This is a genomic window from Halorubrum sp. B52, assembly GCF_059752555.1.
The window spans coordinates 11,847-28,883 of record NZ_MWTG01000008.1 but is presented as its reverse complement, the minus strand read 5'-3'; the positions used below and the strand labels follow the sequence as shown (position 1 = coordinate 28,883).

The following is a 17,037-nucleotide window of genomic DNA, read 5'->3' as shown; positions in this document are numbered from 1 at the left end:
CAATATCGACGGAGATTTGGGCCTCTTTAGTGCGGAAGTATGGTTACTTTCACAAAATAGTTGATTGCATACTGTGGCGTTCATGCGCGTGGGTGTATCCCATGAACGCTAACAGACGGACGGTACTCAAGGGCGTCGGCGCGGGAACGGCAACGCTGCTCGGCGGCGTCGGTGCGGCCGCGGCCAGACCGCCGAGTCGGGGCGACACGATCGTCGACGTGGCCGTCGCGGCCGACGGCTTCGACGTGCTCGTCGCCGCGGTCCAGGAGGCGGGCCTCGTCGACGCGCTGAGCGGAAACCGCCAGCTGACCGTGTTTGCGCCGACCGACGCGGCGTTCAACGACGCCGGCATCACGGCCGACAACGTGGGCGAGCTCGACGACGAGTTCCTGGTCGACGTGCTCACCTACCACGTCGTGCCCGGCCGCCGGAAGGCGAACTCGATCGTCAACGCGGACGAGGTGCCGACCCTGAACGGCGCGACGGTCGACGTCGACGGAACCGACCTCAACGGCGACCAGGCCGGCATCGTCGCCACTGACATCGAGGCGTCGAACGGCTTCGTCCACGTCATCGACGGCGTGCTGCTGCCGTAGCGAGCCCGCGCAGTCCTGATGGTCCCCGCCGACGTGACGCGCTCTCCACCCGCGCGGTACGGCTATCCACGCGTTTATAAGTCGGTCCGCCGATGGATACAGTCGATGGAGGCGGTGCTCTGGCAAGTGTTGGCCGGGACGCGAGGCGGTCCCAACCGGGCCCGCCTGCTCCGCGCGCTCGACGAACGCCCGCGGAACGCCAACCAGCTCGCCGAGGACCTCGACCTCGCGTACAAGACCGTCAGACACCACCTCGGCGTGCTCGAGGAGAACGGCGTGGTCGAGAGCACCGAACAGGATTACGGTGCCGTTTATTTGCCGACCGACCGAACCCGAAATCACTGGGAGACCGTCGAGGACATCATCGACCAAGTGGAGTGAGCATGACCCGAACCTGGAACGCAACGACTGACGGCGGAATCGAAGGGGGCGCGGAATGACCCTCACGCTCGACGTGGCGCGAGTCGCCGCGGCGGTGAACATCCTGCTGCTGCTCGTCCTCGTCGGCATCTGGGGACGGAACTACCTCGAGATCCGCTCGAAGCACACCCTCGGCTCGGCGCTGTTCGCGCTCTTCCTGCTCGCCGAGAACGCGCTGGCGCTGTTCTACTACCTCAACCCGCCCCAGATGTCGACGCCGGCGGTCAGAGCGATGATGTACCTCCAGATCCTGGAGTTCGTCGGGATCGCCTTCCTCGTCTACGTGACGTGGGACTGACGCCGCCGTCTTCTCCTCTGCCTCCGCCCGCGCCGCCCTACTCGAACCGGTACGTCGCCCCGTCGGGCCCGTCCTCGATCTCGACGCCGACCTCGCGGAGCGCGTCCCGGAGCTCGTCGGCGCGCTCGTAGTTGCCGGCCTCCCGCTCGGCCTCGCGCACGTCCAAGACCAGCTCGACGAGCTCGCCGGCCAGCTCCACGTCGCCGTCGCTCTCCGTCTCGAACTGGAGCCCGAGCACGTCGCCGCCGAGCGCCTCGAACGCCTCGACCGCCTCGCGGAGGCCGCGGTAGTCGTAGGCGTCGCCCGGTCCGTCGTCGCCGGTCCCGCTCCCGTCCGTCCCGTCCACGTGCCGATTCACGGCGTCCGTCAGCTCCAGGAGAGCCGCGGTCGCCTCCCGGAGGTTCAGGTCGTCGTTCATCGCCGCGGCGAACTCGTCGCGGGCCGTGTCGACCGCCTCGCGGAGGTCGTCGTCCTCGGCCTTCGCGCGGGCGTCTACCGAGTCGAGCGCGTCGACGGCGCGGTCGTACGTCCGGGAGAGACGCTCCCAGCGCTCCTCGGCCTCCGCGATCGTCTCCTCGGTGAGCGCCTGCTCGGAGCGGTAGGCGGCGCCGGCGTAGAAGGTGCGGATCACGTTGACGCCGAGCTCCTCTAAGGCGTCCGGAACGGTCCAGAAGTTGCCGATCGAGGAGGACATCTTCTCGCCCTCCATCTCGAGGAGGCCGACGTGGAGCCAGTGGCGCGCGAACGTCTCCCCGGTCGCCGCCTCGGACTGCGCGATCTCGTTCTCGTGATGGGGGAAGACGAGGTCTCGGCCGCCCATGTGGATATCGAGGGTGTCACCGAGGTGCGTCGTCGACATCGCCGAGCACTCGACGTGCCACCCCGGCCGCCCCTCGCCCCACGGCGACTCCCACGTCTCGCCCTCGGGGACGGCGTCGCCGTGGTCGTGTTTCGCGTGCTCTCGCGCGGCGGTCTCGCTCACGCCGCCGGCCTTCCACAGCGCGAAGTCCGAGGGGTTGCGCTTCTCCGACCGCTCGTCCGGCTCGCCCTGCGCCTCCAGCTCCGCGACGTCCTGGTTCGAGAGCTTCCCGTACTCCTCGAACGTCGTGACGTCGAAGTAGACGGAGCCGTTCGACTCGTAGGCGTACCCCTTCTCGACGAGCGTCTCGACGAGGTCGCGGATCTCCGGCACGTGCTCGGTGACGCGGGGGTACACCTCCGCGCGGAGGAGGTTCAGCCCGCGCATCGCGTCGAAGGTGGTCGCGGTGAACGCCTCGGCCACGTCGCTCTCGGCGGCCCACTCGTCGCGCTCGCCGACGCGGGCCGTGATCTTCTCGTTGACGTCGGTGACGTTCTCGACGTGACGCACGTCGTAGCCGAGGTGGTCGAGCCACCGGTGGAGGACGTCGGCGTGGAACCACAGCCGCGCGTGTCCGAGGTGGGGGTCGTCCGACACCGTCAGCCCGCAGACGTACAGCGTGACGTCGCCGTCGGCCGTGAACTCGACGCGCTCGTCTGCCAGGGTGTCGGTAACGACGAGACTCATTAGCGGGTCGTTGCTACGGTGAGAGTTTTAAACCGTCGGATCGGGCGAGGGTACGGGGACGAGCGCGGTGACGAGCCCTCCCGATGCTCCGGCCGCTCGGAGGCGCGCGCCGCGCACCGCCGCATGCGATTAATACGCCGTTGTCACCCCTCCTGTGTCGTCCACTCCGCGTCGTAGCCCGCGTCGCGCACCGCGTTCAGGACGCGGTCGACGTGCGCCGGGCCGTTCGTCTCCACCTCGAACACGAGGTCGGCGTCGCCGACCGGCAGGTCCGGCCGGCTGCGCTCGTGGCGCACCGTCCGGATGTTCGCGCGCTCCGCGCCGATCAGGGTGGCGATCTCCCCCATCGTCCCCGGCGTGTCGTCGATCCGGACGGACAGCTCGATCAGCTGGTGGCGGTCGACCAGCGCGTGAGTCACCACCTCCTTCAGCGTCGTGACGTCGATGTTGCCGCCGCAGAGCAGCGGAACGACCGTCTCGCCGGCCATGCCGAGCTCGTCGACGGCGTCGTCGTCGAGGAGGGCGGCCGCCGCGGTCGCGCCCGCGCCCTCGATCATCTGCTTCGCGCGCTCCAAGAGCAGGAGAATGGCGGCCGCCACGTCGTCGTCGCTGACGACGACCGTCTCGTCGAGGTGTTCCCGCAGGAGCCCGAAAGTGAGCTCGCTCAGCCCGCCGGTCGCGATCCCGTCCGCGATGGTGTCCGGCTCCTCCCGCGTCACGAGCTCGCCCGCCCGCAGGCTCTCCGAGAGCGTCGACGCCCCCTCGGTCTGGACGCCGACCACCCGCGTCTCCGGCGAGCGGGCCTTGACCGCGGTGGCGACCCCGCCCGCGAGCCCGCCGCCCCCGACGGGAACGAGGACGGTGTCGACTTCGGGTACCTGTTCGAGCACCTCCAGCCCGAGCGTGCCCTGGCCGGCGACGACGTCCGGGTCGTCGAACGCGTGGACGAACCGGACTCCGGGCTCGTCGGTCAAAGTCCGGGCGTGCGACATCGCCTCCGGGAACGCACTCCCCCGGAGGACCACCGACGCGCCGTACCCGCGGGTCGCCTCGATCTTCGCCGCCGGCGCCGACTCCGGCATCACGATCGTCGCGTCGATCCCCGCGTCGGCCGCCGCGAGGGCGACCCCCTGCGCGTGGTTGCCCGCGCTCGCGGCCACCACGCGGTCGATCCCGGAGCCGTCGTCGGCGTCTCCCTCGTCCGCCCCGGTCCCCGCGACCGCCAGCGAGATCGCGTTGTACGCGCCGCGGGTCTTGAACGAGCCGCTGCGCTGGAGGTGTTCCATCTTCAGCCGAACGTCGGCGCCGCACCGCTCGCTCAGCGACCGGCTCCGCTCGACCGACGTCCGCTGGACGATATCGGTCGCGTCGATCCGGTCCGCGGCGGCCTCGACGTCCGCGAGCGTGACGGAGGACATGACGGCTGTGTTCGCGCGATCGGCTCAAAAGGGCTCGGGTGGGAAGCGGGGTCGCGGCGGGACCGTTCCGTCCGCCGCGGGGAGCCGCCGAATCGGAGGCGGTCGCACCGCGCTCCACCCGAAATTCACCCGTGCGCTTAAGCCGACGAGCCCGAAGCGGGGGTATGGAACCTCTCGTCGTCGCCATCCTCGTCGGGGTGCCGCTCGCGTGGCTCGTCGGCTTCGCGGCGTACGTCTACGTCGACGCGCCGAAACACGGGATGGACCGGCGGAAGTGGGCGCTCATCGCCTTCGTCGTCCCGCTGTTCGGCCTGTTCGCGTATCTCTTCGAGCGCGACGAGCAGTCGTACGACCCGTCAGAGGACCCCTACGCCGGCGGGAGCGACGCGCGGAAGGCCGGCCTCGCGGTTCACAAGAACCGGCGCGGCGAGAAGCCGCTCGGCCCGGCCGGGACCGAGGCCGACGAGGAGTCAGACGAGGAGAACGAGTGGGACGACCCGCCCGGCATCGACCTCGACGAGGACTGACTCCCGACCGCCGACATCGGCGGCGGCCACGCGCCGCCAAGAGGGACTCACAGCACGTCGATCAGCGCCGCCCGCCGCCGGTCGAGGTCGAACGCGGCGTCCGCGGCGTCGAGCCGCTCGAGGAACGCGAAGACGTCGGCGCCCGACCGCTCCGCGTGCTCGACGAGCGCCTCGATCGAGGCGCGGTTGAGCGCGAACGACTCCAACTGGCCGCAGACGAGCGCGAGCGCGACGCCGGCCTCGCCGTCGGGGAACGCGGGATCGACCGCGGAGAGGTCGGCGGGAGAGCCGTCGGTATCGATGTCGCTCTCGTCGATATCGACCCCGTCGTCGCTCCCGTCGGCGGCGAACGTCCGCAGACAGCGGGTGCAGATCGCCGTCCTCGCGGCCGGCGCGTGCTCGCGGATCGCGGACGGGACGGCGAACGCGACGAGGTCGGCGTCACAGCGGGGACAGGGCATGAGAAGCGAGATGGATGAGACGACGGGTTCGATCGGTAGGACGGCGCGAGTCGACGGAAGCGGTCAGTCCGCCGGCTCCGGCTCCTCGGCCGCGGCCGCCTCGGCGGCGGCCTCGGCTTCCGCCTCCGCCTTCTCCTCTTCCTCCTTCTTGGCCTTGATCTTCTTCAGGCGGAAGATCTCCTCGCGCTCCTGCTCTTCGAGCTTCTGCTCGATGTACTCCTGGTTCTCGTAGAGGGTCGGGAGGAGCGTGAACTCCAAGGCGTTCACGCGGCGCTTGGTGGTCTCGATCTCCGTGAGCATCTTCTTCATGGCGGTCTCGACCTCCGCCGCGAGGATGATCTTCTCTAACAGCGCCTCGTAGGCGTCGGCGGCCTCGTCGATGCGGGCGGAGGAGCCGAGCAGCCCGTAGCCGCGCTCGTCGAGGCTCTTTTTCACCTTCGAGGACTCGATCTGCGGGACGACCACGCCCATGATGTTCTTCGACTGGGTGGTGATCTCCGGGTGCTCTTTCAGCGCCGCGGCCGCGCCGCGGACGGCGACGTCGCCCTCCATCGCGCGGGCCATGTCGATCTTGCGCTGGGCCGTGTCGTACGTCTCGGACACGTCCGAGCGGACGTCCTGCGCCTGATCGAGGATGTCCATGAACTCCATGATGAGGCCGTCGCGCTTCTGTTCGAGGGTGTCGTGACCGCGCTCGGAGAGCTCGATGCGGTCCTCGATCGCCATCAGGTTCTTCCGCGTCGGTTTGACGTCCTTGGCCATCTTATTGGGGGAACGTTCCGCTCCGAGGCGGATAATTCTTTTCAGTCGTGACGTGTCGCGCGCGGACGACGCCCGCCGGCGCCGCCGCTAGCCGAGGGCGAAAAACGGAAAGAAAGCCGCGTCAGTCGGCCGCTTCGACGACTTCGCGCTCGGAGTCCTCCTCGCGGTAGTGCTCCTCGATGAACTCCTCGTCGATCCGGTTGAGGGCGTCCGTCGGAAGCATCGAGAGCAGGTCCCAGCCGATCTCCAGCGTCTCCTCGATGTCGCGGTTCGTGTCGAAGCCCTGGTCGACGAACTCCGACTCGAACGCGTCCGCGAAGTCGAGGTACTTGTTGTCGAGCTCCGAGAGCGCCTCGCGCCCGACGATGTTCACGAGGTCGCGCAGGTCCTCTCCCTCCGCGTACGCCGCGAACATCTGGTCTTTCACGTCGGCGTGGTCCTCGCGGGTGAGCCCCTCGCCGATGCCGTCGTCCATCAGCCGCGACAGGCTGGGGAGCACGTTGATCGGCGGCTGCAGGCCCTGGCTGTTGAGGTCGGGGTCGACGTAGATCTGCCCCTCCGTGATGTACCCGGTCAGGTCCGGGATCGGGTGGGTGTCGTCGTCGCCCGGCATCGTGAGGATCGGGATCTGCGTCACCGACCCGTCACGACCCTGGATGCGCCCGGCGCGCTCGTACAGCTGCGCCAGGTCGGTGTACATGTATCCGGGGTAGCCACGCCGCCCCGGGACCTCCTCGCGGGCCGCCCCGATCTCCCGGAGCGCCTCGCAGTAGTTGGTCATGTCCGTCAGGATGACGAGGACGTGGTAGTCCTTCTCGAAGGCGAGGTACTCGGCCGTGGTGAGCACCATCCGCGGGGTGACCGTCCGCTCGACGGCGGGGTCGTCCGCGAGGTTCATGAAGACGACGGAGCGCTCTAAGGCGCCGGTGCGCTCGAAGTCCTCCATGAACTCGTTCGCCTCCTCCTGGGTGATCCCCATCGCGCCGAAGATGACGGCGAACTCGGAGCTCTCCTCGTCGTCGCCCTCCTCCTCTTCCGGCACGCTCGCCTGCCGGGCGATCTGCATCGCCAGCTCGCTGTGCGGCTGCCCGGAGCTGGAGAAGATCGGGAGCTTCTGGCCGCGGACGAGGGTGTTCATCCCGTCGATCGCGGAGACGCCCGTCTCGATGAACTCCTCGGGGTACTCACGGGAGTACGGGTTGATCGCCGCGCCGACGATGTCCTGGCGCTCCTCGGGGACGATCTCCGGGCCGTCGTCGATCGGGCGGCCGGAGCCGTCGAGGACCCGTCCGAGGAGGTCCTCGGTGACGGGCATCTTCATCGTCTCGCCCAGGAAGCGGACGGACGCGTTCTGGTCGATACCGGAGGTGCCCTCGAACACCTGGATGGCGACGACGCCCTCCGAGGATTCGAGCACCTGTCCGCGCAGCGTCTCCCCCTGTGCCGTCTCGATCTCGACGATCTCGTCGTAGCCGATCGCCTCGTCGACCTCGGCGTACACGAGGGGGCCGCTGATCTCGGTGATTGTCTGATACTCTTTCATGGTCAGTAGAGGCTCCGGAGTTCCTCGGTGATCTCCGCTTTGAGCTCCTCGACGTACTCCTCGTACTCCTCCTGGACGCCGATCCGGTTGATCCGGGGAGCGGCCTCCGTGTCGACGATCTCCTCGACGGGGACGCCCGCCTCGAGCGCCTTGAACGCCTCGTCGTTGAACGTCTCGATCGTCGTCAGCATGAGGTACGTCTTCTCCGGCGGACAGTACGTGTCCACCGGGTGGAACGCGTTCTGCTGGAGGTACGCCTCGCGCAGGTAGCGGGCGACCTCCAGGGTGAGCTGCTGGTCGTCGGGCAGGGCGTCCTTCCCGACGAGCTGGACGATCTCCTGCAGCTCGGTCTCCTCGTCGAGCACGTCGACCGCCCACTGGCGCTTCTCGGCCCAGTCGTCGGCGACCTCGCTCTCGAACCACGGGTCGAGCTGGTCTTTGTACAGCGAGTACGACTCGTTCCAGTTGATCGACGGGAAGTGGCGGCGCTCCGCTAAGTCCGCGTCGAGCGCCCAGAACGTCTTCACGATGCGCAGCGTGTTCTGGGTGACCGGCTCGGAGAAGTCGCCGCCGGGCGGCGACACCGCGCCGATCGCCGAGACGGAGCCCTCCGTCCCGTTGACGTTCTCGAAGTAGCCGGCGCGCTCGTAGAACTGCGCGAGCCGGGCGGCGAGGTACGCGGGGTACCCCTCCTCGCCGGGCATCTCCTCCAGCCGAGAGGAGATCTCGCGCATCGCCTCCGCCCACCGCGAGGTGGAGTCAGCCATCAGCGCCACGTCGTACCCCATGTCGCGGTAGTACTCGGCGATCGTGATCCCCGTGTAGATACAGGACTCACGCGCCGCGACGGGCATGTTCGACGTGTTCGCGATGAGCGAGGTGCGGGCCATCAGCGGGTTGCCGTTGGCCGGGTCCTCCAGCTCGGGGAAGTCCTCGATGACCTCGGTCATCTCGTTGCCGCGCTCGCCGCAGCCGACGTAGACGATGATGTCCGCGTCGGCGTACTTCGCGAGCTGGTGCTGGGTGACCGTCTTCCCGGAGCCGAACGGGCCCGGGATCGCGGCCGTCCCGCCCTTCGCGATGGGGAACAGGCCGTCGAGGATGCGCTGTCCGGACACCAGCGGCGTCCGGGGCGTCTTCTTGTTCGCGGAGGGGCGCGCCTCGCGGACGGGCCACTCCTGGTGCATCGAGACGTCGGTCCCGTTGGCGAGCTCGGCGACCGTCTCGGTGACGTCGAACGAGCCCGACTCGACGGCGGTGACCTCGGTGGTCTCGTCCTCCTCTAAGGCGTCCGGCGGCACCATCACCTTGTGGTCGATGGTGACCGTCTCCTCGACGACGCCGACCACGTCGCCGCGGCCGACCTCGTCGCCGACCTCGACGGTCGGCTCGAACGCCCACTCCTCCTCGAGGTCGATGCCGGGCGCGTCGACCCCGCGGTCGAGGTACGGACTGCCCATCTTGCCCTCCAGCACGTCCAGGGGACGCTGGACGCCGTCGTAGATGGCGTCCAGCATTCCCGGACCAAGGTCGACCGACAGCGGCTCGCCCGTGTTCTCGACGGGCTCGCCGGGGGCGACCCCGGAGGTCTCCTCGTACACCTGAATGGTCGTGATGTCGCCTTCGATCTCGATCACTTCCCCCATGAGGCCTTCGTCGCCGACGTAGACGACGTCGTTCATGCGGGCGTCGAGGTCGCGGGCGCTCACGACCGGACCGCTCACGCTTTGGATGACACCGTTTTCGGTTGTGGTGGTCTCCGTGGATTCTGCTTTACTCATGTTAGTCCTCCTCCATCAGGTCGATCCCGATGGCTCGTTTGATCTGGTCGCGCAGCCCGCCGCTGCCGGCGCCGGCGCCGCCGAGCGTGACGAGCACGGGCTCGATGCTCCCCTCCACCGCCTCGCGGGTCCCCCGCGAGAGGTGGTCGAGGTCGTCGTCGTGCATCACGATGATGCCGGTGTCCTCGTCGTCGAGGGTCCGTTCGACGGCGTCGTCGAGCCGCTCGTCCTTCTCGTCGTCCGGGACGTTCTCGAACTTCCGCACGCCGGCGAGCCGGAACCCGGTCGTGAACTCGGGGCTGCCGACGACGGCGATCTCCTGGCTCATGTTATCACCAGCTCCGATTCGATCTCGTCGGCCGACAGCCCGGCCTCCTTCCCGCGGGCGATCGCCCGGATGTTCTCCACCTCGCGCTCCTTCGCGAGGATGTAGGAGATGACCGGGGTGACCGACACCGGGTGGATCGTCCCGAGCCGGTCGCCGTACGCCAGCAGCGCGGCGTCGGTCGCGTGCTCGAACGCGATGAGGCTGTCCGCCTCCTCGAGTTCGCGCAGCGCCGGGCCGAGCTCGTCGGCGTACTGGCTGTCCGCGATGTACTCCACGAGCTCGTCGAGGTTCCGCGCGAGCCGCGCGAGCGACCCGCGGGTGAACAGCTCGCCGCCCTCGATGAAGTACGCGGCGGGGTCGATGTCCGCGCCCGACCGGGCGAGCCGGAGGGCGTTGGTCGCGTTCCGGAAGTCGACCTCCGCCTTGAGGAACGCCTCGTACTGCCGGGTCGGCTCGTCGTTGCCGAGCCCCGAGAGGAGCCGCTCGTAGAACGCGCGGTCGACGGCGTTCTCGAGGGGGACCAGCACGTCCGTCTCCTCGTACTCGGCGTACGCCTCGCGGAGCGGCGGCCCGTAGATCGTGTCCTCTAACACCTCGACGACGGCGTCGATCGAGTCCGCTTCGAGCAGGCGGCGGATCCGCCGGTCGTCGAACTCGCCGGCGCGGATCAGGTCGACCTCGACGTCGGACTGGTCCGCGTCGGTGTAGACGCCGCGGATGACCGTCTTCACGTTCCACGCGTCGAACTTGCGGAGGTAGCGGGCGATCTGGTCGTACAGGGCCCCCTCGCTCCACTCTAAGATCCCCTCGAACTGCTGTGCGAGGTTCCGGTTCAGCGCGTACTCGATGAGGTCCACGCCGCCGTGGCGGCTCCCGAGGGCGTTGATCTCACGGCCGTAGCTGGACTCCTCCATGAACCGGGCGATCTCCGCCGGGCCCATGCGGGTCAGCTTGCGGTACTCCTCGTCCCCGTAGAGGCTGCCGCGGCGGGCGCGAACCCGCGCGACGACGTACTCCGGGTTCGAGCTCCCGACGGCGCTCATTGGTCGAACAGCCGCTCCGAGATGTTCTTCAACTCGTCGTCCCAGACGGACTCCAGGACCGAGTCGAACGTGTTGTTCACGCGAACGCGAGAGGTGTCGCTCTCGGCGACCACGCCGCCGAGACAGTCGACCTCGCCGTCGACCTCGGCGTTGCGGTCCGCGACGAGATCCTCGAGGAGCTCGACGTCCTCGGCGCGGGTGTAGACGGCGACGTCCTCGTCGTCGTCGAACTCCGCGAGGCTCGCGTCGAGCAGCGTCTCGGTCAGCTCGCGCCGGCGGTCGTCGTCGAGCCCCTCGATGGCGGCCTCGACGTCGTCGCGGACGTCTTCGAGGACGTCGCGGCGGGCGCCGAGCTGTTCCTGTTTGGCCTCGAGCTTGGCCGACGAGAGCGTCTGCTCGCGCTCCTGGTCGATCTGTCGGTCGACCTCCGCGAGCCGCTCCTCGCGGATGCGCTCGGCGTCGGTCTCCGCCTCGGCGACGATCTCGTCCGCCTCGGACTCCGCCGCTTCGCGGATCTCCTCTGCACGCGCGCGGGCTTCGTCTCGAACGTCCTCAACGACAGTGTCCAAACTCATTGGTGTAAAGGGGGGTACCGCTTAGACGATGAAGACGACGACGAGTGCGAGGATAACGATCGTCTCGGGAAGGACCGTCAGGATGAGCCCGTTGACGAAGAGGTCGTCGTCCTCGGCCATCGCGCCGACGGCGGCCGAGCCGATCCCACGCTCTGCGTAGCCGGCACCGAGGGCCGCGAGACCGACGGCGAGCGCCGCGGCGGCGCTCGGATCAGTCAGTGTTCCTCCGGTGGACAGTACGGCGTTCCCGAGTGCGTTGGTAGCTTCAAGCATTGGTAGTAGTTCCGGTTGCTCGTCTCCGAACAGTAGCTAGTTGCCGCCACAGTAGTCATAAAGCTTCCCAAAACGACCGAACGGAACGCCCGCGACGGCGGGCGAAGAGACGCCTCTCGGCGCGTTCCGCTCCGAGAAAATCCGACCGGACAGAGGGATACCGCGGCTACCGATCGTCGGCGGTGTACTCCCGGTCGTAGCCGAACGGGAGGTACGTCTCTCCGCCGCCCTCGTAGAACTTCCCGAAGAACTCGACGTACTCGAGACGCACGGCCTGAATGCCGGCCGACGTGACGCCGAGCAGGAGGACGACGACGTGGCCGACGAACGCCACCGCGATGCCGGCGAGGAGCGCGACGACGCCGACGAGGCCGGGCTCGAACGCCGTCGTCAGCCCGGCGAAGACGAGCTCGTACTCGCCGCCGTTCGCGACGGAGTGCTCCTGAACGTACGAGAGGTACTCCGGCGTGAAGATGAAGTGGAAGCTCCCGTCACCGCCGCCGTCGATGTACGCGCCGAACGCGAGCAGGTTCACCGCGAGCGCCATCCCGCCCTTCGCGAGCAGCACCGCCATGATCCGGGCGTACGAGATGACGTTGACGATCGGCGAGAGCACCTCGGCGAGCTCCGGCGGCTCGCCGATCGCGAGCAGCACCACGCCGAGTCCGGCGGCGATGACCCCGCCGATCCCGACCGCGACCGGGAAGCCGGCGAACGACACCGCCCCGAAGGTGAGGATCGAGAACGACTCGAAGAGGAAGTCGGGCTTCGGACCCGGCAGGTGCTGGCTGAAGATCCAGATCCACGCGCCGTTGAGCAGCAGCAGCCACGACCCGCCCTCGTACAGCGCGTGTTTGAGATCGTGCTGCTGGTAGTTGCTCACGAACGAGAGGGCGTGACCCACGTTCAGGTGAACGATCCCGAACAGCACGCTCACGACGAGGAACGACAGCGCCCAGTCGAGGTCTGCCGGCGAGAGCCCCTTCCCGGCGACCGGCCAGTGGACGTCACCGGGCAGCAGCTGGTAGGCGTGGTAGCCGAACACGTCGATCCCGAAGTAGATCCCGAACAGGATCGTGAAGCCGCCGGCCCACATCGCGACGGCGCCGAGCTCGCGGAAGGTGCCGTCGTATCGGCTGTACATGAAGTAGCCGATCGCGGCGTAGAGCACGCCGTAGCCGACGTCGCCGATCATGAACCCGAACATGAGCGGGAACGTGAGGAAGACGAGGAGCGTCGGGTCGAACTCCGAGTACTTCGGCCGGCCGAACCCCTGCACGAGCAGCTCGAACGGGCCCGCCGCGCTCCCGTTGTCCTGGACGACCGGCGGGTCGTCGTCGCCGTGCATCGCGTGGCCGCCGTCGGTGGCGGCCGCCTTTTCGGCGGTGGCGTCCGCCGCGTCGTCGTCGGCCGCGCTCGCGGAATCGCCCCCGTCGCCGCCCACCGCCTCGGTGTGGTGGTCGCCGTCGGGCGTGAACGAGGCGCGTTCGAGCTCCTCGACCTCGACGTGGTCGCCGACGGCGTCGGCGATGGCCGCCTCGAAGTCGGGGTAGGCGTCCGTGGGGATCCACCCCTCGGCGACGAACGCGTTCTCCGTGGTCGCGAACGAGAGCGGCGCCTCCTTCTTCTCGGCCTCGATGGTGAGCTGCTCCTCGGCGCGGAGCAGGAAGCCGGCCGCCTCCTCCTTCACCTCGGCGAGGTCGGCCTCGACCGACTCGAGGTCGGCCCGCAGCTCCTCGCGCTCGCGCTCCAGCTCCGCGACGTAGTCGGCGGGGCTGGCGTCGGCCTCGGGGACCTCCAGCAGCGCGATGTCGACGCCGACGAGCGAGTCCTGCAGGACTCCCGCCTCGGCGCCGTCGGCGGGCTTCGCGAAGACCGCCACGACGTCGCTCCCGGCGAACACCTCGTAGGCGTCGATCCCGTCGGCGTCCGCGAGCGTCGCCTCGACCGCGTCGGGCTTGGCCTCGCCGACGACGACCTCCAGCGAGTCGTAGCCGCGCAGCAGGTCGAGCTCGATGCCGAGGTCGGCGAACGGCTCCATCCGGTCGATCTCCTCCTCCCGGTCGCGGATCTCGGTCTGAAGCTCGTCCCGCCGGTCGTTGAGCGCGTTGACGCGCTCGCGGACGTCGGCGAGCTCGCGTTCGAGCTCCGCGTCGTCGAGCGCGCGGACCGCGTCGACCTCGTCGCCCTCGACGTCGAGGACGCTCTCCAGCGACCGGACCGTGACGAGCCGCTCGTTCACCGTCTCGGCGCCCTCGAGCGACTCGCCGGGCGCGAACCCCTCGTAGCGCTCGTCGTAGTCGGTGACGTGCAGCGAGTGGTGCGCGTACGCCGCCTCGATGACGTCGTCGATGACGCGCTTCGAGCCCGTCACCGACACCTTGCTCATCCGCTCAGGCCTGAGCATCCACCGCCTCCTCGGCCTGTTGATTCACCGCTTCCTCGAACCGTTCGACTGCGTAGTCGACGGCCGAGTCCACGCGCTCGCGGGCCTCGCGTTCGAGCTCGTCGCGGTCGGACCGGCCCGACTCGAGGATCTCCTCGCGGCGCTCCTCGATCTCCTCGCGGGCCGCTTCGAGCCGCGCTTCGGCCTCGGACTCCGCCTCCTCCTCGGCCTCCTCGCGGATCGCCTCCGCGCGCTCCCGAGCCTCGGCGAGGCGCTCGTCGGCGTCAGATTCCGCCTCCGCGATGATCTCGTCCGCCTCCCGTTCAGCCTCCTTGATCCGGTCGAGCACCTCTGGTCTGGCCATGCTACTAATCGCCTGAAACTCTACAAGCGACGTATAAGGTGTTTGCGAAAGTTGGCGGGCGTCGCCCCCGGTATCGGCGGGGGTCGACGAGGGATCGGCGGCGGCCGACCCCCTCGGTCCGGTGTCCGGCGGCGTCCGCCGCCTACATTTAAGTACCAGTCGCCGGACCGTCACCGTATGGCAACGGTGTATGCGGTCGCGTCGGCGAAAGGTGGGGTCGGGAAGACCACCACGACCGCGGCGATGGCGACGATCCTGGCGGGCTCAGGCGCCGACGTCGTCGCGATCGACGCCGACATCGGCATGGCGAACCTCGCGGGCGCGCTGGGCGTGACGCCCGGCGAGACGACGCTCCACGACGTGCTCGCGGGGCGGGCCGACCCGCTCGACGCGGTCCACGAGGGGCCGGAGGGGCTCCGCGTCGTCCCCGGTTCGGACGACCTCGACGCCTACGCGGCGGCGGACCCCGCCGGACTCGGCGACACCGTCGACGCCTTCGCGGGCGCCGACTACGTCCTCGTCGACGCCGGCGCGGGGCTCTCGCACGACTCCAGCCTCCCGCTCGCGATCGCCGACGAGACGCTGCTCGTCTCGACCGCCGAGCGGAGCGCCCTCGGCGACACCGAGAAGACCCGACAGCTCGCGGAGCGGCTCGGCGGCGAAGTCGCCGGCGCCGCGATCACCCGCGTCGACCCTGACGCCGACCCCGACGAGGTCGGCGCCGACGGGCTCGGCGACGTCGGAGGCGTACTCGACGCGCCGGTCCTCGGCCGGATCCCGGAGGACGACGCGGTGGTGCGGGCGGCGACCGCGAACCGACCGCTCCCGACGTTCGCGCCGGACGCGCCCGCCACCCGGGCCTACCGGGACCTCACTCGGGCCCTGACGGGCGCGACCGTCGAGGGCGCCGGGGTCGGCGAGTCCGGTGGGACCGACGAGGCCGGCGGGGCCGACGAAGGAGAGGAAGCGGATGACTCCGCGGGAACCGACGACGGCGACGAGACGGAAGGCGCCGAGGCGGTCGCCGAGTCCGAAAGCGGGCCGGCGGACGACGCCGGAGACGCGCCGATCGACGGCGCCGACGACGCCGACGAGGACATCATCGTCGCCGATGCCGAGTCGGGCGGGCTGAGCGATCCGGGCGACGAGGAGGAGATCATCGTCGCCGACGAGGACCCCGTCCCGGAGGAGGGCGACGCGGAAACGGACGCGACCGGCGAGACGGAGACCGTCGGCGAGGAGCGCGTCGACGGCGACGACCTCGAGGCGATGATCGAGGAGGACGCGGACGAGGCCGAGGCGTTCGACGACGAGTCCGCGGCGGACGACGCTGACCTCGGCGACGATCCCGCGGCGGACGGCGTCGAAGAAGCGACGCCGGAAGACACCGAAGAAGCGACCGCGGACGACGAGGAAGCGACCGACGATACGGAGGTTGACGAGGCGGAGGCCGACGAGGTCGCGGAGGCCGACGAGGCAGAGACCGACGAGGCGGAAGCGGCCGATCCGGACAACGAGCTCGCGGGGAGCGTCCCGTTCCGCGACGACGACACCGGCGGCATGAACACCGTGCTCTCCGAGGGCAACGGAGACGCGGAGGAGACGGAGGATGCGGGGAGCGAGACGGCGGACGACGGCGAGAAGGACGACGGCGAGAAGGACGACGACAGCGGCGGCGGCTTCTTCAGTCGGCTGTTCGGGCGGTAAGCGGGTCGGGACGCGCCCGCGGTCTCAGGCCTCGGAGGGGGCCTCCGCCCGGTCGCGGATGAGCTCGCGGATCTCCTCGGGGTCGGTGATGCCCGCGAGCTCCTCGCAGGAGACCAGCGCGGTGCCGTCGACCGACTCGCGCTTCTCGTCTTCCTCGGTGAAGTAGACGGACCGCGTCCGAGCGACCTCGCCGATCGAGGACATGATCCGAGCGCGCTTCTCCGCCGCGGGGGTGAACGCCGAGTGGCCGGTGAGCACGCGGGTCTCGGCGCGCTGCTCGTCCTCCGAGACCGCCTTGAACGGCGCCCGCGCGGTCGGGTGGACCGTGAAGCCGGCGTTGGTGAGCACGTGGAGGACGTGCTCGTCGTCGGGGTGGGTCTCGGGCGCCGAGGGGGTCGGGTCGGCGTCGCGCACCTCGTCCGCCCCCTCCAGCACGTCGACCGGGCTGGAGAACGGCTCGTCGAACAGCTCCTCCAGCTGGATCGCGACCTCGATGGAGGCGTTCATCCCGTCCTCGTACTTCGAGACGGTGCGCCGGGAGACGCCGAGCTCGGTCGCGAGCCGGCCGAGCGACCAGCCGCGCTCCTCGCGCTCGTCGGCGAGGAGGTCGCCGTCGAGGCTCACGTAGAGCCCGCCGGGCGCCGCGTAGATGAGCGGCGGCATCCCCTCGACGAACAGGTCGTACCCCGTGTCGGGGTTGATCACCGGGACGCCGTGCCGGAAGTAGACGACGCCGGGCTTCAGCTCCTCGTCGCGGGTCCGGATCCCGATCACCATCGGCGTCGCCCGCAGGTACTCGCCGAGCCGGCGCATCTCCGCGCCGGTCTCCGCGTCCAGGGCGTCGACGTTGCCGAGGATCTTCAAGAGGAGGAGGTCCTCGTCGCGCCGGGCCGCCACGTCGAAGCTCTTGGGCCGGACCGCACACCGGTCGCTGACGAGGAAGCCCGCGTCCTCAAGCATCGCGGTGACGTTCTCGATCAGCGCAGTCCGGGACATACCCGAAATAAGC

At 69.4% G+C, this 17,037-nt stretch carries 18 protein-coding genes; 5 read left to right on the top strand and 13 right to left on the bottom strand.

Annotation, left to right across the window (positions count from 1 at the left end; translation table 11 throughout):
* Nucleotides 1–101: 101 nt before the first annotated feature.
* From B4V04_RS05895 to B4V04_RS05885, 3 genes are all read left to right on the top strand, one after another.
* Nucleotides 102–596 (top strand): fasciclin domain-containing protein, encoded by a 495-nt coding sequence (locus B4V04_RS05895; protein ID WP_498230006.1) that lies wholly within the window; start codon nucleotides 102–104, stop codon nucleotides 594–596.
* A gap of 105 nt (nucleotides 597–701) precedes the next feature.
* A complete protein-coding gene (locus tag B4V04_RS05890) occupies nucleotides 702–977 on the top strand; it encodes an ArsR/SmtB family transcription factor (RefSeq protein ID WP_498230004.1) in 276 nt (91 codons plus the stop codon).
* Nucleotides 978–1,032: 55 nt separating this feature from the next.
* On the top strand, nucleotides 1,033–1,314 hold the full coding sequence (locus B4V04_RS05885) for a DUF8036 family membrane protein (RefSeq protein WP_498230002.1): 282 nt from the start codon (nucleotides 1,033–1,035) through the stop codon (nucleotides 1,312–1,314).
* A gap of 37 nt (nucleotides 1,315–1,351) precedes the next feature.
* Here the strand turns inward: B4V04_RS05885 and cysS are convergent, their stop codons facing one another.
* Together cysS and ilvA are read right to left on the bottom strand one after the other, a co-directional pair.
* Nucleotides 1,352–2,860: a cysteine--tRNA ligase gene (gene cysS, locus B4V04_RS05880; protein WP_498230000.1), complete on the bottom strand. Its 1,509-nt coding sequence runs from the start codon at nucleotides 2,858–2,860 to the stop codon at nucleotides 1,352–1,354.
* Between the two features lie 143 nt (nucleotides 2,861–3,003).
* Nucleotides 3,004–4,278 carry a threonine ammonia-lyase gene (gene ilvA / locus B4V04_RS05875; protein ID WP_498229999.1) on the bottom strand — a complete coding sequence of 425 codons (1,275 nt, stop codon included), beginning with the start codon at nucleotides 4,276–4,278 and terminating at the stop codon, nucleotides 3,004–3,006.
* Nucleotides 4,279–4,442: 164 nt separating this feature from the next.
* On the opposite strand from ilvA, the gene B4V04_RS05870 reads away from it, so the two are divergent.
* Nucleotides 4,443–4,805 carry a hypothetical protein gene (locus B4V04_RS05870; protein ID WP_498229998.1) on the top strand — a complete coding sequence of 121 codons (363 nt, stop codon included), beginning with the start codon at nucleotides 4,443–4,445 and terminating at the stop codon, nucleotides 4,803–4,805.
* Between the two features lie 47 nt (nucleotides 4,806–4,852).
* Here B4V04_RS05870 and B4V04_RS05865 read toward each other — a convergent pair whose 3' ends face one another.
* The 10 genes from B4V04_RS05865 to ahaH form a co-directional block, all read right to left on the bottom strand.
* A complete protein-coding gene (locus B4V04_RS05865) occupies nucleotides 4,853–5,266 on the bottom strand; it encodes a DUF6276 family protein (RefSeq protein WP_498229997.1) in 414 nt (137 codons plus the stop codon).
* 63 nt (nucleotides 5,267–5,329) lie between these two features.
* Nucleotides 5,330–6,028, bottom strand: coding sequence for a V-type ATP synthase subunit D (locus tag B4V04_RS05860; RefSeq protein WP_498229996.1), 699 nt, complete (start codon nucleotides 6,026–6,028; stop codon nucleotides 5,330–5,332).
* A gap of 121 nt (nucleotides 6,029–6,149) precedes the next feature.
* Nucleotides 6,150–7,571: a V-type ATP synthase subunit B gene (locus B4V04_RS05855; RefSeq protein WP_498229994.1), complete on the bottom strand. Its 1,422-nt coding sequence runs from the start codon at nucleotides 7,569–7,571 to the stop codon at nucleotides 6,150–6,152.
* Between the two features lie 2 nt (nucleotides 7,572–7,573).
* Nucleotides 7,574–9,352, bottom strand: a complete 1,779-nt coding sequence (locus B4V04_RS05850) for an ATP synthase subunit A (RefSeq protein WP_498229992.1) — start codon at nucleotides 9,350–9,352, stop codon at nucleotides 7,574–7,576.
* 1 nt (nucleotide 9,353) lies between these two features.
* Complete coding sequence (locus B4V04_RS05845) at nucleotides 9,354–9,680, bottom strand: V-type ATP synthase subunit F (protein WP_498229990.1); 327 nt, start codon at nucleotides 9,678–9,680, stop codon at nucleotides 9,354–9,356.
* Nucleotides 9,677–10,723: a V-type ATP synthase subunit C gene (locus B4V04_RS05840; RefSeq protein ID WP_498229989.1), complete on the bottom strand. Its 1,047-nt coding sequence runs from the start codon at nucleotides 10,721–10,723 to the stop codon at nucleotides 9,677–9,679. Before B4V04_RS05840 ends, B4V04_RS05845 begins: the two co-directional genes overlap by 4 nt.
* A complete protein-coding gene (locus tag B4V04_RS05835; protein WP_498229987.1) occupies nucleotides 10,720–11,298 on the bottom strand; it encodes a V-type ATP synthase subunit E in 579 nt (192 codons plus the stop codon). The genes B4V04_RS05840 and B4V04_RS05835 overlap by 4 nt, the downstream gene beginning before the upstream one ends.
* Before the next feature lie 21 nt (nucleotides 11,299–11,319).
* Nucleotides 11,320–11,571 carry an ATP synthase subunit C-like protein gene (locus tag B4V04_RS05830; RefSeq protein ID WP_066412079.1) on the bottom strand — a complete coding sequence of 84 codons (252 nt, stop codon included), beginning with the start codon at nucleotides 11,569–11,571 and terminating at the stop codon, nucleotides 11,320–11,322.
* Between the two features lie 166 nt (nucleotides 11,572–11,737).
* Entirely contained in the window at nucleotides 11,738–13,960 is a 2,223-nt protein-coding gene (locus tag B4V04_RS05825) for a V-type ATP synthase subunit I (protein ID WP_498230826.1), read from the bottom strand.
* A gap of 4 nt (nucleotides 13,961–13,964) precedes the next feature.
* Nucleotides 13,965–14,321, bottom strand: coding sequence for an ATP synthase archaeal subunit H (gene ahaH / locus B4V04_RS05820; protein ID WP_498229985.1), 357 nt, complete (start codon nucleotides 14,319–14,321; stop codon nucleotides 13,965–13,967).
* Between the two features lie 177 nt (nucleotides 14,322–14,498).
* Here ahaH and B4V04_RS05815 point away from each other — a divergent pair, with 177 nt between their 5' ends.
* Nucleotides 14,499–16,028 (top strand): nucleotide-binding protein, encoded by a 1,530-nt coding sequence (locus B4V04_RS05815; RefSeq protein WP_498229983.1) that lies wholly within the window; start codon nucleotides 14,499–14,501, stop codon nucleotides 16,026–16,028.
* A 24-nt stretch (nucleotides 16,029–16,052) separates the two neighbouring features.
* On the opposite strand, the gene B4V04_RS05810 is transcribed toward B4V04_RS05815, so the two are convergent.
* Nucleotides 16,053–17,024 carry a transcriptional regulator gene (locus B4V04_RS05810; protein ID WP_498229982.1) on the bottom strand — a complete coding sequence of 324 codons (972 nt, stop codon included), beginning with the start codon at nucleotides 17,022–17,024 and terminating at the stop codon, nucleotides 16,053–16,055.
* Nucleotides 17,025–17,037: the final 13 nt, after the last annotated feature.

What these genes read in the sequence shown, in the direction of transcription:
- B4V04_RS05840 (WP_498229989.1), bottom strand. Translation starts at nt 10,723, where the DNA reads ATGAGCGCCGTCGGGAGCTCGAACCCGGAGTACGTCGTCGCGCGGGTT.
- B4V04_RS05850 (WP_498229992.1), bottom strand. Translation starts at nt 9,352, where the DNA reads ATGAGTAAAGCAGAATCCACGGAGACCACCACAACCGAAAACGGTGTC.
- B4V04_RS05870 (WP_498229998.1), top strand. Translation starts at nt 4,443, where the DNA reads ATGGAACCTCTCGTCGTCGCCATCCTCGTCGGGGTGCCGCTCGCGTGG.
- B4V04_RS05895 (WP_498230006.1), top strand. Translation starts at nt 102, where the DNA reads ATGAACGCTAACAGACGGACGGTACTCAAGGGCGTCGGCGCGGGAACG.
- B4V04_RS05865 (WP_498229997.1), bottom strand. Translation starts at nt 5,266, where the DNA reads ATGCCCTGTCCCCGCTGTGACGCCGACCTCGTCGCGTTCGCCGTCCCG.
- B4V04_RS05845 (WP_498229990.1), bottom strand. Translation starts at nt 9,680, where the DNA reads ATGAGCCAGGAGATCGCCGTCGTCGGCAGCCCCGAGTTCACGACCGGG.
- B4V04_RS05835 (WP_498229987.1), bottom strand. Translation starts at nt 11,298, where the DNA reads ATGAGTTTGGACACTGTCGTTGAGGACGTTCGAGACGAAGCCCGCGCG.
- B4V04_RS05860 (WP_498229996.1), bottom strand. Translation starts at nt 6,028, where the DNA reads ATGGCCAAGGACGTCAAACCGACGCGGAAGAACCTGATGGCGATCGAG.
- B4V04_RS05890 (WP_498230004.1), top strand. Translation starts at nt 702, where the DNA reads ATGGAGGCGGTGCTCTGGCAAGTGTTGGCCGGGACGCGAGGCGGTCCC.
- B4V04_RS05885 (WP_498230002.1), top strand. Translation starts at nt 1,033, where the DNA reads ATGACCCTCACGCTCGACGTGGCGCGAGTCGCCGCGGCGGTGAACATC.
- B4V04_RS05815 (WP_498229983.1), top strand. Translation starts at nt 14,499, where the DNA reads ATGGCAACGGTGTATGCGGTCGCGTCGGCGAAAGGTGGGGTCGGGAAG.
- B4V04_RS05855 (WP_498229994.1), bottom strand. Translation starts at nt 7,571, where the DNA reads ATGAAAGAGTATCAGACAATCACCGAGATCAGCGGCCCCCTCGTGTAC.
- ilvA (WP_498229999.1), bottom strand. Translation starts at nt 4,278, where the DNA reads ATGTCCTCCGTCACGCTCGCGGACGTCGAGGCCGCCGCGGACCGGATC.
- B4V04_RS05830 (WP_066412079.1), bottom strand. Translation starts at nt 11,571, where the DNA reads ATGCTTGAAGCTACCAACGCACTCGGGAACGCCGTACTGTCCACCGGA.
- ahaH (WP_498229985.1), bottom strand. Translation starts at nt 14,321, where the DNA reads ATGGCCAGACCAGAGGTGCTCGACCGGATCAAGGAGGCTGAACGGGAG.
- B4V04_RS05810 (WP_498229982.1), bottom strand. Translation starts at nt 17,024, where the DNA reads ATGTCCCGGACTGCGCTGATCGAGAACGTCACCGCGATGCTTGAGGAC.
- B4V04_RS05825 (WP_498230826.1), bottom strand. Translation starts at nt 13,960, where the DNA reads ATGAGCAAGGTGTCGGTGACGGGCTCGAAGCGCGTCATCGACGACGTC.
- cysS (WP_498230000.1), bottom strand. Translation starts at nt 2,860, where the DNA reads ATGAGTCTCGTCGTTACCGACACCCTGGCAGACGAGCGCGTCGAGTTC.